This is a genomic window from Pseudoalteromonas sp. M8 (assembly GCF_018141365.1).
In the GTDB taxonomy this organism is placed as follows: Bacteria; Pseudomonadota; Gammaproteobacteria; order Enterobacterales; family Alteromonadaceae; genus Pseudoalteromonas.
The window spans coordinates 3,401,875-3,418,101 of sequence record NZ_CP047240.1 but is presented as its reverse complement, the minus strand read 5'-3'; the positions used below and the strand labels follow the sequence as shown (position 1 = coordinate 3,418,101).

17 protein-coding genes are annotated in these 16,227 nt (G+C 36.9%); 13 read left to right on the top strand and 4 right to left on the bottom strand.

What is annotated here, in order from left to right; genetic code table 11:
* Positions 1–2: 2 nt before the first annotated feature.
* The 13 genes from GSF13_RS24945 to GSF13_RS20145 all read left to right on the top strand — a co-directional run bounded on the left by GSF13_RS24945 (position 3) and on the right by GSF13_RS20145 (position 11,144).
* The gene (locus GSF13_RS24945) at positions 3–596 is read left to right on the top strand and encodes a P-loop NTPase fold protein (RefSeq protein ID WP_282961446.1); all 594 of its coding nucleotides are present in this window, start codon (positions 3–5) and stop codon (positions 594–596) included.
* On the top strand, positions 539–1,762 hold the full coding sequence (locus GSF13_RS20200; protein ID WP_349251769.1) for a P-loop NTPase fold protein: 1,224 nt from the start codon (positions 539–541) through the stop codon (positions 1,760–1,762). The genes GSF13_RS24945 and GSF13_RS20200 overlap by 58 nt, the downstream gene beginning before the upstream one ends.
* Positions 1,762–2,631 carry a hypothetical protein gene (locus tag GSF13_RS20195; RefSeq protein WP_211866874.1) on the top strand — a complete coding sequence of 290 codons (870 nt, stop codon included), beginning with the start codon at positions 1,762–1,764 and terminating at the stop codon, positions 2,629–2,631. Before GSF13_RS20200 ends, GSF13_RS20195 begins: the two co-directional genes overlap by 1 nt.
* Positions 2,624–3,958, top strand: a complete 1,335-nt coding sequence (gene qatC / locus GSF13_RS20190; RefSeq protein WP_211866872.1) for a Qat anti-phage system QueC-like protein QatC — start codon at positions 2,624–2,626, stop codon at positions 3,956–3,958. The genes GSF13_RS20195 and qatC overlap by 8 nt, the downstream gene beginning before the upstream one ends.
* Complete coding sequence (qatD, locus tag GSF13_RS20185) at positions 3,955–4,692, top strand: Qat anti-phage system TatD family nuclease QatD (RefSeq protein ID WP_211866870.1); 738 nt, start codon at positions 3,955–3,957, stop codon at positions 4,690–4,692. The genes qatC and qatD overlap by 4 nt, the downstream gene beginning before the upstream one ends.
* Before the next feature lie 62 nt (positions 4,693–4,754).
* On the top strand, positions 4,755–5,684 hold the full coding sequence (locus GSF13_RS20180; protein ID WP_211866868.1) for a hypothetical protein: 930 nt from the start codon (positions 4,755–4,757) through the stop codon (positions 5,682–5,684).
* 39 nt (positions 5,685–5,723) lie between these two features.
* Complete coding sequence (locus GSF13_RS20175; protein ID WP_211866866.1) at positions 5,724–6,290, top strand: hypothetical protein; 567 nt, start codon at positions 5,724–5,726, stop codon at positions 6,288–6,290.
* 296 nt (positions 6,291–6,586) lie between these two features.
* Entirely contained in the window at positions 6,587–6,733 is a 147-nt protein-coding gene (locus GSF13_RS20170) for a hypothetical protein (protein ID WP_211866864.1), read from the top strand.
* Between the two features lie 72 nt (positions 6,734–6,805).
* Positions 6,806–7,051, top strand: coding sequence for a hypothetical protein (locus GSF13_RS20165; RefSeq protein WP_211866862.1), 246 nt, complete (start codon positions 6,806–6,808; stop codon positions 7,049–7,051).
* A 50-nt stretch (positions 7,052–7,101) separates the two neighbouring features.
* Positions 7,102–8,019, top strand: coding sequence for a nucleotidyltransferase (locus GSF13_RS20160; RefSeq protein WP_211866860.1), 918 nt, complete (start codon positions 7,102–7,104; stop codon positions 8,017–8,019).
* On the top strand, positions 8,016–8,681 hold the full coding sequence (locus GSF13_RS20155; RefSeq protein WP_211866858.1) for a hypothetical protein: 666 nt from the start codon (positions 8,016–8,018) through the stop codon (positions 8,679–8,681). The genes GSF13_RS20160 and GSF13_RS20155 overlap by 4 nt, the downstream gene beginning before the upstream one ends.
* 1 nt (position 8,682) lies before the next feature.
* Positions 8,683–9,357: a hypothetical protein gene (locus tag GSF13_RS20150; protein WP_211866856.1), complete on the top strand. Its 675-nt coding sequence runs from the start codon at positions 8,683–8,685 to the stop codon at positions 9,355–9,357.
* 44 nt (positions 9,358–9,401) lie between these two features.
* Positions 9,402–11,144, top strand: a complete 1,743-nt coding sequence (locus GSF13_RS20145; protein WP_211866854.1) for a hypothetical protein — start codon at positions 9,402–9,404, stop codon at positions 11,142–11,144.
* A 233-nt stretch (positions 11,145–11,377) separates the two neighbouring features.
* On the opposite strand, the gene GSF13_RS20140 is transcribed toward GSF13_RS20145, so the two are convergent.
* The 4 genes from GSF13_RS20140 to GSF13_RS20125 all read right to left on the bottom strand — a co-directional run bounded on the left by GSF13_RS20140 (position 11,378) and on the right by GSF13_RS20125 (position 16,225).
* Positions 11,378–12,133 (bottom strand): phosphoribosyltransferase, encoded by a 756-nt coding sequence (locus tag GSF13_RS20140; RefSeq protein WP_211866852.1) that lies wholly within the window; start codon positions 12,131–12,133, stop codon positions 11,378–11,380.
* Between the two features lie 81 nt (positions 12,134–12,214).
* Positions 12,215–13,558 (bottom strand): hypothetical protein, encoded by a 1,344-nt coding sequence (locus GSF13_RS20135; RefSeq protein WP_211866850.1) that lies wholly within the window; start codon positions 13,556–13,558, stop codon positions 12,215–12,217.
* Positions 13,551–15,782 (bottom strand): ATP-dependent RecD-like DNA helicase, encoded by a 2,232-nt coding sequence (locus tag GSF13_RS20130; protein ID WP_249122798.1) that lies wholly within the window; start codon positions 15,780–15,782, stop codon positions 13,551–13,553. The genes GSF13_RS20135 and GSF13_RS20130 overlap by 8 nt, the downstream gene beginning before the upstream one ends.
* Positions 15,782–16,225, bottom strand: a complete 444-nt coding sequence (locus GSF13_RS20125; protein WP_249122716.1) for a hypothetical protein — start codon at positions 16,223–16,225, stop codon at positions 15,782–15,784. Before GSF13_RS20125 ends, GSF13_RS20130 begins: the two co-directional genes overlap by 1 nt.
* Between the last annotated feature and the right edge of the window lie 2 nt (positions 16,226–16,227).

The window sequence follows — 16,227 nt, the reverse complement described above, 5'->3', positions numbered from 1 at the left end:
CTATGTGGTCTGATAAAGAATCTGATATTGATTTTCTTAATTTTAATGAGACAGCAGAGTCGATAAAAGATTTAATTACTGAAAAGAATTTAATGCCAATATCAGTTGGTGTATTTGGTGACTGGGGAGCGGGTAAGTCAACAATACTAGAGCTAACAAAGCATTTATTAGAAAATGACACGAAGGATTATATTCAGGTTCATTTTGATGCGTGGACTTTCCAAGGATACGATGACGCTAAAGCTGCATTATTAGAAACAATCGCATCAACTTTAATTAAAAAAGCGGAAGACGACAAAGATCTTAAAGCTAAGGCCAAAGAATTTGCAGGACGAATAGATAAGATAAGGCTAATGGGATTTCTCATGGATGGAGGTGCGGCGTTAGCTGGTATACCAACAATGGGAGGCTTTCAGAAGTTTTTAGGATTATTCAGTGGTGGTGAGGATGGTGAACTTGATGCTGGTGATGTCAAAGGTGCAGTTGATGGCGCTAAAGATATCGCTAAGCAAAATAAAGATCTAATCAAAGCCAAAAAATCATTCTCCCACCAAAAGAAATTAAAGAATTTCGAAAAGCATATTCAGATCTCCTAAAAGAGTTTGATAAGCCGCTTATTGTCTATGTTGATAATTTAGATCGTTGCTCTCCGTTTAATGCTATTTCTACATTAGAAGCGATCCGATTATTTTTATTTTTACCTAACACGGCATTTGTTATTGCAGCAGATGAGGACATGATCCGGTTAGCTGTCCCTGAGTACCACAAAGGCGCATCGCAAAGACATCAAACTGACTATTTAGATAAGTTAATCCAAATTCCTGTTCATGTGCCGCGTCCGGGCACATATGAAATCAGAGCATACTTAATGATGTTAACTGCTTTAGATCATGGTATCAGTAAAGAAGCTATTGAATTGTTAAGGTCTCAACTTGAGGGGTCATTAAAGCTGTCTTGGAAACAACCTCAAGTCACAGTTGATGAATTATTGGATGGTGCAGATATAAATGAGCTAGATGAGTTTAGAAGTAAGCTTAAATTAGTTGAAAAATTAGCACCTTTACTCGCAGAGTCTACTAACATCAATGGTAACCCCAGAATTGTTAAGCGGCTTCTTAACCAAGTAAAAATGCGCAAAAAGACCTCATTGCGCAGAGGGATGAACCTAGATGAAAAAACTATAACGAAACTGGTTATATTTGAGCGATGTCTTGGTACTGAGGCTACCAATAAACTTTATGAGTTAATTGACCAACAGCAGGGCAAGCCTAAGGTACTGGCAGATCTAGAAAATCCAGAAATAAGCTTTGATGATATAGATATACCTAAAGAATGGGAAAATGATTTAATCTTCCTTGATAAATGGTCAAAATTACCCCCTCTATTTTCTGATATAAACCTAACACCCGCAGTATATTTAAGTCGTGAGAGCATTCATATGGGTGTTGTGAATGCAGTTATGTCAGGTGCAGCACAAAAACTTGTTGAAGAATTGACCAAGCAAACAACTAGATTAAGTCAAGCTAGTGAAAATGCAATAAAAACCACACCTAGAGAAGATTACTTGGCTGTAATGGATAGTTTGATAGAAAACTTCAGAAGGATTACTGACTGGTCAGTTGCACCATCAGGAATATATGGTGCAAGACTCTTGGCAATTAAAGAACCAAGGTGCAAAAGTGCATTGTTAGCTTATATAAAGGAGCTACCAAAACAAAGGTGGCTAAATACTATAATAAAAGAATTAGAAGGAACTAAGTAATGGGTACGTCCGCTTCATCAACAGGGCCTAATGGTCAAAGCCCTTTAATACCATCATGGGCTGAACAAGGCGAACCAGTTATAGTAGAGCCTGCGTCAGGTACTGACGGGGATGGTCAATCGCAGGATGGCAATGATGGTGACCAGAATAATCAAACAGATAATGAAAAAGTGCAAAATGAGATTGGTGGCCCTACAGCTACGCCGTCTCCCAATCGATTTGCGAATGCCAGAAGGGAATTCGGCAAGTATGCCAGATCAGGTGGTTCAACGTCAGACTTACGTAGATCACTAAAAAGTTATTCTAGAAAAGGCTCTGGTGGTGGAAAAAGCACAAGTAGAAGGTTAGCTAGCGGTATTACGGCTGGTAGTGGTCTTCTAGGGGTAATGCGTGGCGATACGGTTACCATTAATAATAAAAGCTTATCATTAGGTGACTTAAAAGGACTCTCAACAGACCAAGCTATTGATAAAATTGCATCTCACTTAGCTCCTGAGAATGCCGACTCTGATTCTGTAAGAATCGCACTGGACTATGCGTTGGAGGAAGCTCTGCCTGATACGGAAGAATTTGATCCAAACAGCTTTACAGATGAAGTAATTCAGGAAGTTATCGGTTGTTATCTCACAGACTTAATCTTTCAGGATGTGGTTGAAGGAATGGGGAAAGCTTGGTTTCACGTTGAACCTGCAAGTAAACACCACAGTATGGAAGTTGAGTTAAGAGAACTTATAAAGGTAATAACTCAAGAAAAATTAGATAAAGAAACAAATGGAAATCCAAGTAGTGTCACAAGAGATAATATTGTCAAAATTCAAGCTGACACTATAACTGCGACAGTAGAAGAATGGGAGAGCTTCGATGACTGATTTTTATTTTAACCACGATCCTGCTGAGTTACCTGATTTTTCTGAAACTTGTCATCCAGTTCAATTATTTCACACACACCAGCATAATGCATATAAGCACAGTATTGCCTCAAGAGCATTGCTTCAAACAATTCGTGATCTTGGAATCAATATAGATGCTGATGCAATAGACTTAATTACTATCGCCTCGGCTGTAACTGCTGCTGATACATTTGAATTAAGAGATAAAGCAGAAAATGCATGGGCAAGACGCATGCAATTATATATACCAGTAACAGAACCCGATATGTGGAACTTTGAGGCCGATGAGCTAAGTTCGATCCTTAATTTCCTTACTGGTGATCAATGGAGCTTTACTTTTAATAAAACCAAATTAGAAATGCCAAAACCCAAGACAAGTGAGCAGGCAAAAGCAAAAGCCAAAACTCTAATTGGAAAGAATGCAGTTTGTTTATTCTCAGGTGGATTAGATAGCGCTGTAGGAGCCATTGATATACTCAATGGTAAATCACAATATAAGCCATTATTGGTTAGCCATGCTTATAGAGGGGATGGTGCTAAACAAGAAGATATTAAATCCCTATTGTCATCATCATTTGCAGAACTCTCTTACTCGATTTCTCCACGTATTATCAAAGAGTTGGAAGGTCAAACTGATATCAGCATGAGGGGAAGAAGTTTTAACTTCTTAGCAATGGCTGTATTAGGTATTTCAGCATTAAGAAACGCCAATTGTGATGGTAAAATTGATACTATAATTGTGCCCGAAAATGGCTATATATCAATTAACCCTCCTCTGACTAGAAGGCGCATTGGAAGTCACAGCACGAGAACTACGCATCCCAATTTTTTAGCAAGATTTGAAGGATTATTAAAAAGAACGGGATTCAATGTAAGATTTTTCAATCCATACCAGTTTAAAACTAAAGGTGAAATGTTAATTGAGTGTGTAGACCAAGATGCAATTAAAAAAGCAGTTCCTTTGAGTGTATCCTGTAGCCACTGGCATCGAGAACACATTCAGTGCGGTCATTGTGTACCATGTTTGATAAGACGAGCCTCAGTTCATCATGCAGGCTTTAAATCGGATACACCATACAAGACTAAGCGACTAAAAGGGCTGATAAAAGAAAAAGTCACCAGAGATGATCTGCAAGCTGTTCAAACAGCCATAATAAGATTGAAACAAACTGGTAATTACCGCTCATGGCTCAGAAAATCAGGCCCTATACCACAAGATGCGGATATGCGTGAAAAGCTAGAGTCAACAATTAAACGTGGCTTGGCGGAAGTTGAAGCTTTCATTCAGGCAGATTTAAAATCATGATGGATATGCATTGTCATGTTGATTTATATCCTGATCATGCGCGGATATTAAATGACATACAACAAAGTGATTATTACGTACTATCAGTAACAACAGTACCCTCTGCTTTCGAGGGTACTGAAGCACTGACAAGAGACATGTCTAAATGCAAAACTGCACTAGGTTTGCATCCTCAATTAGCACATTTACGAAAAAACGAGTTGGCGTTATTTGATCAATTAGTACCTAGAACTAGATATATAGGAGAAATAGGTCTCGATGGTTCAAAAGGGTATAAAGAATACTTTAATGATCAAATTGAGGTATTCACACATATTTTGAAAACATGTGAAGTGTATGACGATAAGATACTAACAATTCATAGTCTAAACGCTACTGCTGAAGTTCTTGATAAATTAAAAGCATACCCAAAAGCTGGAATCCCGGTTCTTCATTGGTTTTTAGGGACTAAGAAACAGGTTGTTGAAGCAGTTGAGTTTGGTTGCTTTTTTTCAATCGGACCTGCTATGTTGACTTCAGCTAGGGCAAGAAAAGTAATATCATGGTTACCTCAAGATAGGATTCTATTGGAAACTGATGGGCCATTTGCAAAGGTTAATGGGGAGTTGATTTTTCCATCAAACGTTGATTCAGTCATCGATTATTTGACATCTGAGTGGGGTGTTAATAAAAATCAGGTAGTTAAGCTATTGCTGAGTAATTTAAACTGTTTAGTCTCTTTGAAAGGAAAATGATTGCATTGAAATACACAAAGTGATCCCCAATAAGTAAGTTAAAGGAATAAGAATCTAATAAAATGGCAGCAACAATTCAATTTAAGCCGCAGGTTAAAGATCGCTGGGTATCGGGTTACCAACTTGAGCAGTTATTAGCTAACGTTAAAGAAAAAATTTATAAAAATAAGAAAGCGTTAACTATCGTTATCCAATCTAGGGCAAATGCACCCATAAATACACTAATACGTTTGATTAATGTGGTGAATCAGCTTGATGAAAAAGGTGTTAAAGTCACTTTAGATTTCAGCGGAAAAACTAATAAGTTACTTGGTTACTGCGAAACGATGGGGTTCTTTGACTGTTTAGCCGATGGAGTAAAATTTAAATCTCCAAATGGTGTGAATACGGTTAGCCGTGTAAAAAAATCCGGCAACTCCTATATTTCAATTAATAAAATTTCTGGTTCGGTGCATGACAAAACTTTGCCTCAAAAGTTAGCAAAGAAAATTACCGATAAAATCCCGAATATTTCAGAAGACCAAAGAAGTGAGTTATATATTCAGTTTTTTTCACTGTTTAGTGAGCTAACACGAAATGTTTGTGAGCACAGTAAAACTGAATTAAACGGCTTAGCTGCATTACAAATCTACAAAAATAGAGCCGAAATTGTTGTATGTGACAGCGGTATTGGATTACTAGAATCACTTAAGCCAAGCTTAGCTAGCCACAACACCAAATATGCTGGGTATTCGGATATAGAGCTTATTTTGGAAATGTTGACTAAAGGGATTTCAAGTAAAGAAGGTGACCAAGGTGGTAACGGGCTTTGTACTTGCTTTCATCATGCAAAGCTAACCAATTCAGACATGCATATAAGACTTGCCGATACTTACTATCACTTTTTTAAGGTCGCTGAAAAACCGAATCTAGTGGATTCACTGAAGATTAGTGAAGAGTTACTTGAATTGTCGGGAACATTCATTTCTTTTGCAGTTCCGTTTAACAAATAATATTGACAATATCCCAACTTATCTGCTTCAATATAAAATATGAAACAGAATGAAAATGTTATAAGTCTCGCAAGAATTTTTAGCGAAAATTCTTTGACAGGGATCGGGGACGATGAAGGCAAGCAAGTTTTTAACGAGCTTGTTTTTTTTATCGAGAAAAAACCTGAATATAAGATCTTTTATATCTCAATTAAGGATGTTGTGTTTGACGCATCCTTTGCAAGAGAAGCTCTTGTTCGCCTAGCTAAACACTATAGAAAAAACCGTGGAATCTGCCTTGTTGATGCTGAGAAAGAGATGTTAAGACTTAACATTTTAGCTCCAGTTCTAAGTTTAGATCAGCCCATGCCTTTTTATGCTGGAGATCGTTTTGATCATATTAAAATGGATAAAGTAGGCAGTCCCTCTAAAACAAATAAACCGATATTTGATTTCGTTTTTAAAAATGGCATTTCTACAGCAAGTGATGTTGCCGAATACCTTGATTTTAAAGTAAATAATGCAAGTACAAAGCTTAAGTCGCTTTATGAAGAAGGTTTCTTACTTCGTGTAGAAGATAAGTCAGAAACGGGTGGTGTCGAGTTTAAATATTACGCCATAAAATAACCCATCAAAAAAAACTTTGATCCTTTTGTTCAAATATGTATACTGAGACCATCAAAATTTATTTTGATGGTCTAGCTTTGTTGAACATTAGATTGAATCTCTAGATTTATGAAAGTCAAAGAAGCTTATCAAGGAAAGGACTGCCTGATCGAGTTACCAGCAAGATCAGGCAAAGATGAACCACACTTGAGAGGCACATCTAAGGAATTTTTTACGTTCCAAGCACGGCTAAATTTAGTCTATTTCGTAATTAATTTCAACCTTTAGCCTCTCTTTAACACTTTAAGGAGTCGGCTATGGCTGATAAGAAAAAGAAGATCCGTGTCCCCAAAGGCATGAAGTTGATTTTTCGCAGATACCGAAAAGACCCCAAGTCTAAACAACTATTAGATGCTAGAAAATATGGTTGCAAGGCTTGGCCTATTTTGGTGCCAGCGAAATAAAACTAACTGAACTAGGGCATTAAACCTGAAGTTTTATGCCCATATTCTTTTAAAATTTACGGAGTAGTTATCATGACTAACACAAAACAATCATCTAAAGCGCTAGCTTCAAAAGCTGCATCTACGTTAAATGATCCATCTGCATCTAAGGTACAAAAATCACTTGCTGCATCTGTACTGAGTCAGTCAAGTACTGGAAACCAGACAAGTAGTGAGATGGAAACCAAAGCCTCTGAAGTATTAAAGAGTAGTAAATATAGCGATGAAACTAAATCATTTGCTGCGTCAGTGCTATCTCAGGCAAATAAAGCTCGATAGTTAATATTCAATATTATGAACTGCGCTTTTTAAGCGCAGAAGGGGGACGAATGTCTGTAAATAATTCAGCAGCAAATATCAATAGCTCATCTAATTGGGAAGATAAATTTAAACGTTGGTCAACTGGTCCGGGTAAGACAGAACAGGAACGCTGTGAAAATGCAATAAGCATGATTAAAAGTGCGATTGACGCATCTGATAAGTTGAAAACTAAATCTATTCGAGTGTTTCTACAAGGGTCATATCGAAACAAGGTAAATGTTCAAGCTGACTCTGATGTTGATGTTGGTATTGTTTGTTCCGATGTTTTTTATGGGGATTACCCTAAAGGGTATACCAGAGATTCATTTGGCTATGTCGCTGCATCTTACAGTTTTGATGATTTTAAAGATGATGTTGAGGCTGCTTTAGTAGCAAAATTTGGTAGGGCTGCGGTTACTCGTGGTAGTAAGGCGTTTGATATTAAAGCCAATACTTATCGAGTTGAAGCTGATGTTGCGCCATTTATGGAGCATAGACGCTTTAGAACGGATGGTAGCTACATAACGGGCGTTCAACAGTTTTCTGATGATGGCAAAAAGATCATAAACTGGCCTGAGCAACATTACGAAAATGGCGTTGGCAAAAATAATCTTACGTCACGGAAATATAAACGAACCGTGCGCGTACTAAAAAAATTAACAAATGAAATGGCGGCATCTGGAATCGATGAAGCCAAGAATGTTCCGGGCTTTTTATGCGAGTGTTTGATTTGGAATGTGCCCAATAATTACTTTAACTGTGCAACGTATTACGATGTTTTACGCAACGCAATCATATACTTGTATCAAGAATTAGGAAAAGACTCGTCTGATGATTGGGGAGAAGTGAGTGAACTAAAGTACTTGTTTGGGCCTAGCCAGAAATGGACTAAACAGCATGCTCGGCAATTATTAGTTGCAGCATGGAATTACGTGGGGTACGAATGATGAAAAATATCGTACTTAAAAGCACGATTTACTTATTAATTGGCGTATCAGCACTTATATGGTTTGGACTCGCTTGGGCAAGTGATCTTAACCTGTCCTTGGCTAAAGACTTTTTTAGTCTTGTGCCTAAAGTCGTTAGTGCAGATTTATTGCTGATAGCTATTTTCGTTAAATGGGGTTGGAAATTTAAAATATTCAGAGGCTGGTTAGTTCCGTTTCCTGACTTAAATGGAACATGGGTTGGTTACATCTACTCAAACTGGGTTGATGATGCCACAGGTAATAAAATAGCTCCTATCCCCGCAATGCTTACAGTAAAGCAGACATTTTTCACAACATCATATGTTGTTCGAACCTCTGAGATGCAAAGTGATTCGTATGTTGAAGGATTTTTAATTGATGAACAACGTCAGCAAAAAGAGCTTACTTACAGCTATACGAGTAAACCTCGTGTTAGTTTGGCCCACAGGAGCAACCCTCATGATGGTGCTTGCGTCCTTTCAATAATTGAGAATCCAAAGCGTAAATTAAAAGGTCGTTATTGGACTGAGCGAAAAACGACTGGCGAGATGATTTTCGATTTCTACAGTGATGAATTATTAGAAGAGTTGCCTGAAGAACAAAATAAGCATCCCAAAACTGAACTTGAAAACAGGAGGTAGGATGAAACGTATTCTGAACCATGCACCTGTTCTCATCAGTCTTGTACTCGCGACATTTTATGCGCTTGGCTTAATGTATCATCATAGTTTCTCAAAGGCTTTTGGTATTGAGGAAACTCAATTTCCGCTGTCTATCGACAGAATTTTCTATCAGGGGTTCTTTGCGTTTGCTGAATTAACTGCTCCTAATGTGCTTTTTGTCGTTTTCTGTGCATCAGGAGTCGTAATAACAGCGTATTTGGCGATTTTAGTTGTTGAATTAGCTAAGCGAGTCAATGTTGTAAAGCCAATTCTTTCAACGTTACAAAAAGCATTTAAAAAAGACACAAATAAAGTCGAATTCTCTCCTGCACTTGAAAATTTTGCAGAGTTTTCGACCAAGGTGTTTTGGTATGTCTGCGCTGGTGTGCTTGCTTATATGTCAGTTTTACTCGTATTGATTGCTGCTGAGCATGCAGGAAAATCCAACGCTAAACGTTACAAAGATAAAATCATCAACAACCAAGTTGCAATCGATAGATTAATGGTTGAAGTGTCCAAAGGTGAATTTGAATCATTTGAAGGTTACTCAATTATATGTAATAGCTTGCAATGCGCATATTTTGACGGTGTTAACTCGTCTGTATTCAACCATAGCGCGGTATATTCTCTGCGCTCAAAGCCCATATCACAGTAAATATCTCTCATCCGGTGTACAAATCTAAAGGAATTAAAAATACGATGACACAGCCGTTAATTAACACTCAGTCTCACCAAGCTATGGCAGCAGCCTTTTCCATGTTGAAATTTCCTCACAAGTACTTTGCTAACCCTGACAACATTCCTAAGTTGAAAAAAATATTAGAAGGCAATGAACCTGCGGAGAGACTTATTGACTTGCTCAATGAAGTCCAACTTACACATGCTCAATATATGGATTTCTCGTCTAAAGACGTGGACGGGTATAAACGAATTAAAGATGTGATTTCTGATCAAACTACTAAATACGTGAATATCCGCTCGGAAATCAAAAATGATGCACCTAAAGAATTAACTTTAGCTGGGTTTGATAGTCATATCCGTAACGTAAATATGAATGTAGCGGAACTCATTAACGACCAACAGATTAAATTAATTAATGGAGGATTAGATGCTGATGTGTTGTCAAAAATTGTAGATGTCTCTTGGGTTGTAGAGCATTTTGCGATGTTGGTATCTGGTACATTGACATTAGAAGTACTAGAAGATGGTTCACTTGTATTTAAGCAAAGAGAGCCTGAATTACTAACGCCTATATGGTTTGGTAGCGCATTGGAATTTATCTCTTTAAAAGCTGCGACCAATGCGATTGGAAGTTTTGCAGTTGCAACACATCAGAAAAATGGACCGATGGATGAATCTATTGCCCAGTTGCACGCTAGAGTACTTTCTATTATTCCTCAGCACTGGAGATTAGGTTTTGGCCGCAAGACGCAGGAGCTGTTTCCTGAGATAGCAGATCTCGTTATTTTCCTAACCAATATTATTCAAAGAAGGGAAATTGATAAGATAGAAAAACCTTTGAGTAGAGGTGAAGTTAAGCGAATGGTTCGACAATATCCAGAGAGAAAAGGATTGTTGAAAACCTATGAGTTAATTAAAGAGTTTCAGAAAAGCAATAAACCCGAAGATAGACTGTTTGATATCAGAAATGGTGGGCTAGTGTTAGGACCACTTCAATTGGTTCGCGGCCTAATCCAACAGATGGAATATTTTGCTTTGAAAAAGCAAGGACCAGATTGGCATTCATTGCTTGAAGACGAACAAACCCGATTTCTACTAGATGATTTAATAAAATGTGATCACCTTGATGTTCTAGAGTTTGAATTAAAACCTGAAAAGTTTGACGCTTCAGATTTTCCTGAATTAAGACTTGATGTTGATTTTTTTATCCGAGACAAATCAACCAAAATTGTATATGCGGTTCAACTAAAACATGTTACGACTGATAATGAAGCTGGTTTATTGTCTTGGTTCAAACTAATTGGAAAGAAAAATTCCAAGTTAAATAAAGGGCTTCTTCAAATAGAGCGGTTAAATGAGGTAGTAGCTAACTCTAGCTCAGCTAGGGAGTATTTGATTAAAAATGGATTGACTCAAGATGAAGTTTTAAACCTAAAACCAATAGTCGTTCACAATGTCGGCACTCTAGATTGTGTAAGCCTTCACAATGGCATCTGCCTTTACGATTTATATACATTTAAAAACGTACTCTCTGGAAATTGGGGATCAATTGAGTTCTACAGAAATGGCTACTACGAAAGTAATTTTACTGAGCAAAAGAATAGGAATAGTGTTGATCTATCTAATCCAAGCAATGTTATCGATGTTTATATTAACGAGGCTAGATTTTCCGAAATAAAGTATTTTGATGGTGCTAAATATATTACGAGGAGCGTAAACATAAACGGAATTAAGATTAGTGCTGAAGGAATTGGTATTTAATAAATATCAACAGCCAGAATGAACAAAGGAGAGCAAAAGCTCTCCTATAGTTACAAATACGACAACAAAAAAGTTGAAGGGTTAGCCGCTGCCTAACCTGCCAAATACGCGCTCTTTACGAACCGACCTTTAGCAAAGGTGCCTACGCGGGTCTCGTCTGGATTTTAAGAGCGGGGAGACTCAAGCACACTCTGTATATAACATTATGATGATAATTGACGCATTCGTCAAGATTATTTCGTAGATGAGCTTATTAGACTCGCACCATGAATTTCAGCATAAGGAAAGCAAGATTGTACTAGATCATGCGCTGTTTTCAATGTGGTTCCTGTTGCAAGCAGGTCATCAACCAGAAGAATTCGTTTTGGCTCTAAGTTTTCTATTTCTATATTATTTAGGCATAAAGGTGGGAACTCTGATCTAAATTCAACAGGAATTCCTTTGAGTGAAAATGCTCCTTGAAATCCACTTTCCTGTCTTTGCTTTCTTAACCTAAAAGATAAAGCCTTGTGTTCATCTACACTGATGTCAGCTCTATCCAAAAGATTAAATGCTTCATCAATTGTCAATTTACGTAAAAAATCATCGGAATGGTGAGCTGAAAAAGTTCCTGCCAAACGTTTCCCGATAATACGGCTTATATTATGTGCAGATGGCATTGAAATGACCAGATCGTAACCGTTTGGTTCACGAGCTTGAAAAATACTTATAATAGAGTTGTAGCTAATTCTAAGTTTTTTAATGCTCGTTAAATCTGTAGTTAGGTTATCTTTACCTTTGAGTGCGTAGATGATGGGACAGTTATCACCGGGAATTTTGTTTCGATATTTTCTTCGAATTTTATTAGAAGTTCGTAGTCTTTTAAATAGAGAATAAACAGTAAGCCCTTCTATAACTTCTTTAGTGGGATTTCCGTGAGGTGTTGTTTTTAACCACTCTTTGTTACTGTGGTCAACCTTAACTACGTTCCCGTGTACTATTAATCCCAATTACAGCCTCTTTCGCCTAACACTTTAACAATTCAGTCTAACCATTTATTAATTAAAAATAAATTTATATAATTATTTGCACTAACTTTGTTGTGTCAAATTAGCTTTTAACCTTTCTATCTCTAATAGTAATTTCTGATTCTCACTATCTTTCTGTTCGGCAATTTCAATCATTTTTTTCTTTTCCAATTCAAGACGTGTTTTATCTGATTCTAATTCACTAATCTTCAATGCCTTTTTAAAAGACTCCGTTTTTTGCATTGTTCTTTTTCGACTTGAAATATAATCTTCTAAGGAGCCTGAACTGCGATGGGTCATTTCTCTTTCCAACTGAAGTGCAATAGCGGTTTCACTTGCACTAAAACCTAACTCTATTGCAGCGTCCAGATGTTTATCAAGGCTATTTCCTGCAAACTTATGACGTAAAGAATAAATTGATTTACCTTTAGGCCAGCCAAGTTCTGTGGTGATTTCACTAAAGATCTTGCTAATATTCTCTGCCGTTAGTGGTTTAAAGCTGTTAGGGTCTAAAAACAAGTGCCCTTCATAGCTACCTGTATCAACATTGCTAAGAAATTCATTCAAATCATTCTTAATGAAATGACTAATTGCTAGCACAGTAGATAACCTAAAGTTTATCGGCATAGTATTACCTTGCTTTGCTAGCTTCGGAACAATCGACAAGTAATCTTGTTTGTTTAGGTCGAATTCTTTAGTGATAATTTCATCTGAAAATTGAAGTCTTTTATAACTACTAACTGATATTGGGCGACTACCAGTTTCATTCATAATCTGCGCAATTAGCAACAATGACGTGCGTTCATAACCATCATATTCATTAATGATATAATTGTTTAATTCTTCTAGTTCGTATTCGCTAGCATCCTTCTTTTGTCTACTTCTTTTATCACAATCTCTGAATAATTCTGGATAAAGTGAATCATTGTTTGGCTTTTCGTTTCTAGATACGGCGATTTCCTTCAACAATAATGATGATGTTATTTGATATGAGAACTTATTAGCCGGATCAAAACCAAGAATATTTGGGTGATATGTTCCTTGCTTTTGAACCCAATGATAAAAGTTATAGATCGGCATCAAAAAATCACTATTGACTGTTTGCTTGGCAATGTTTTCATTACCTCTGTAGCGTGAATCTGACATTGTTTCATTTAAACAAAATAACCTAAACTCCTTCATGCGTGAGTCGTTCATCTCAAGCCAGTTCACTCTATGCTTACCAGAGTTTAAAAACTTAAATAATCGTCTAAACGCTTTTCTATAGGTACGCTTGGTTTTAGGATCTCTATCAAGATCGATTAGAAAATCAGTAGGTCCCCAAAGGACCTCTCCGTTGATATCTTGGTAAACATAGTGGTCTTGACGATCATAGCGTACCTTTGTTTCGGTAATCTTGCTACTCACCTGAAACCTCCAATTTCAAAGGGATGCCGTGATGTCTTTTAGCACTAAAATCAGTTGTATTAACTTGACCGACTAGCTGGCTCTTATTGCCGATAAACAGAATGGAATCACTAGAAGCGTTAATACATGTATAAAGCCAAGGTTTATTAATCAAATAGAAATTATCCAAAACAACTAAGGAATGAGTAAATTGATTAGTTTGAACCTTATGCGCCGTAATTGCATAACACAGCGAAATACTTTCAATATCATCTGATGACAAATTGATACAATCATCGCCAATGTTTATCTTCATCCAATACTCACGCCCATATATAACGACAGGCTTTTCGTATATCTCTGCTATGTTTGCCAACGTACCAACTGGTACATCAACAAACTTATTAGATTTAGCAAAAATAATAGGCTCCCCCGCATAGAAAACAGATTCTCCAATTTCTAGCTTTGCTACTTTTTTTCGGTTAAAACGAATACGCTGAATTTGAGAATTTATGTCATCGCACAATTGTGGACTAGAACAAATGATCTTAGGTACATCACTTAACATTGGAGTCAATTCGAACCAAATATTGATTGTAATGGCACTAAGCATCTCGTGAGATTTATCTTCAGTATGGTAAATACTTAGGCTTTGTTCTTTTGACATGTCAAATGCAGGAATAGCATCAAATACTGATGATGCCGTGCTGCCCATTAAAGAGCGATACAGCCGCTGGATATTAGGCTGGGACTCGGCACCATTGACCTCAACTAACTCTGTTACGGCTTCACTTTTCCATTCAACAGCTTGTTTAAAAAACGATCCCGGACCTATAGGCGGTAATGTAAATTTGTCACCAATAAAACAAATGTGAGTGTTAAGAGGAACTACCTTTAACAGTTTATACAACGTGAACATATCAATTGAATTTGAATTTTCTACCAGTATAAGTGTCCCAGACAATGTGCCTTTTAGGTTTCGCTTTTTTGCTTTTGAAATAAAGCGATTAATAGATTCGCCCTTCAAATTAGGCAGTATATTTTCATTATTACTAACAACTGAATTAACTTTCCAAATGTTAAAACCATTATTAAGGCTTACATCAATGATGATCTGAGATAGTAAAGACTTTCCTGTTCCGGCTTGTCCTACAATGAAAGAAATAGGTAAATTGAAAACATTATCCAAGGCTTTTAACTGAAGAGAATTAAGCTCAACATTGTTGTGATCTAATATTGATAATGTTTCGTCAAACGCCAACGAATTTGTATCAAATAGCTGCTTTATCTTAGATAAACGACTGTGAAATAATGTATTAATTGCTTTTTCAATAGCCTGATGACCCAAGATTTGTATAGTGGTATTTTGTTTGTTGAAACAAAGAGTCTGAAAGGCACTATCTTCAATTTTATTAAGTTCAAGCTCAATGCCAGCTTCCATCAGTTCAGCTTTTACTTCATCAGCAGGTAATGCCATATCACCGTTATTGCTATGTGCGGAATAAAGTAGTGATTCAACAAATGAAATAGCTCTACGCTTATCGTTTAAATTGATATCAAAATTAGTTCTTAATTTTTTGTCTAGTGATTTCCATTTTTGCTTTGGAGCACTCACCGAAATTATTGGATAGAGCAGATATGGGTTCTTTTTTAACAGGCTAGTTGCGTCACGCCCTAATAGCTGACGAGTAGTTTCAACATACTCAACTGGTAAGTTGTATCGTTCAAAAAATTGATTTAACTCATTCTCACCAACTGCTTTGGTCCAACCATCGCAAAGATTTTGAGCCATAATGGGTGAGATTTTTAACTTTTTACAATTGGATAGCTTTTTAGCTGAGTAACTTTGTAAAACTGCAAATAAGCCTTCACCAAAAGCAATCTTGAGCTTTTTAGTCCAATAACTATTTATCCCGACAAAATGAGGGTTGTAGATAAGGAAATCACACAGTACATCAGTTGAAACTTTTGCACTGGGATGCTGCTTTACAGCCTCGTTAACAACAAACTGTGAACCATATTCCTTATCAAAGAAATAATCACCTGCCACTTTCCAAATCTCCCCAGTTTGCGGTACTGAGGTGATTGCGCCGAATTCAGCCTTAACGACTATTTTCTCGCTCGTAACCTTTAATAAAAATATGGATGAAATGCCACGTTTATCTTGTGTATAGTGTCGAATTAAAGTGACTACGCCTATTAATTGCTTAACTTCTTCGTTAAACGATATATTATTTATTTGCATCACACGTCACCAACATCCATGTATAGCTTTGGAATATACCGACCTGTTGCCAACAAAAACTGTTCCGAAGCAAGATCTAGTTGAATAGAGTTAAGCTGGGTCTCTAATGCCTTAACTTTCAATTCAAGCTCATTATTGGAAACCGTGTTTTCTACTTCTTCTTTTGCTGAATTTTCTTCTAGCACATCATCAGGTTGCTCAATCTCCAGCCTTTTTTGTTCTTGTACTAGCTTTTCTATTGGACCATCAGGCGCAAATATCTTTTGTAGATCTTCATTTGTATCAAGTGTTGATTTAGGCACATTATGCATCTTGAAAATTTGAGTCTTGTTAACTCGACCTTGATACAAAGGGATAACAGGTGAAGTATTTACCCAATCTGCTATCTTTTTAGCATTCTGTTTACCGATATCCTGAGAAGATTTTCTGCGCTTATTCACCATGA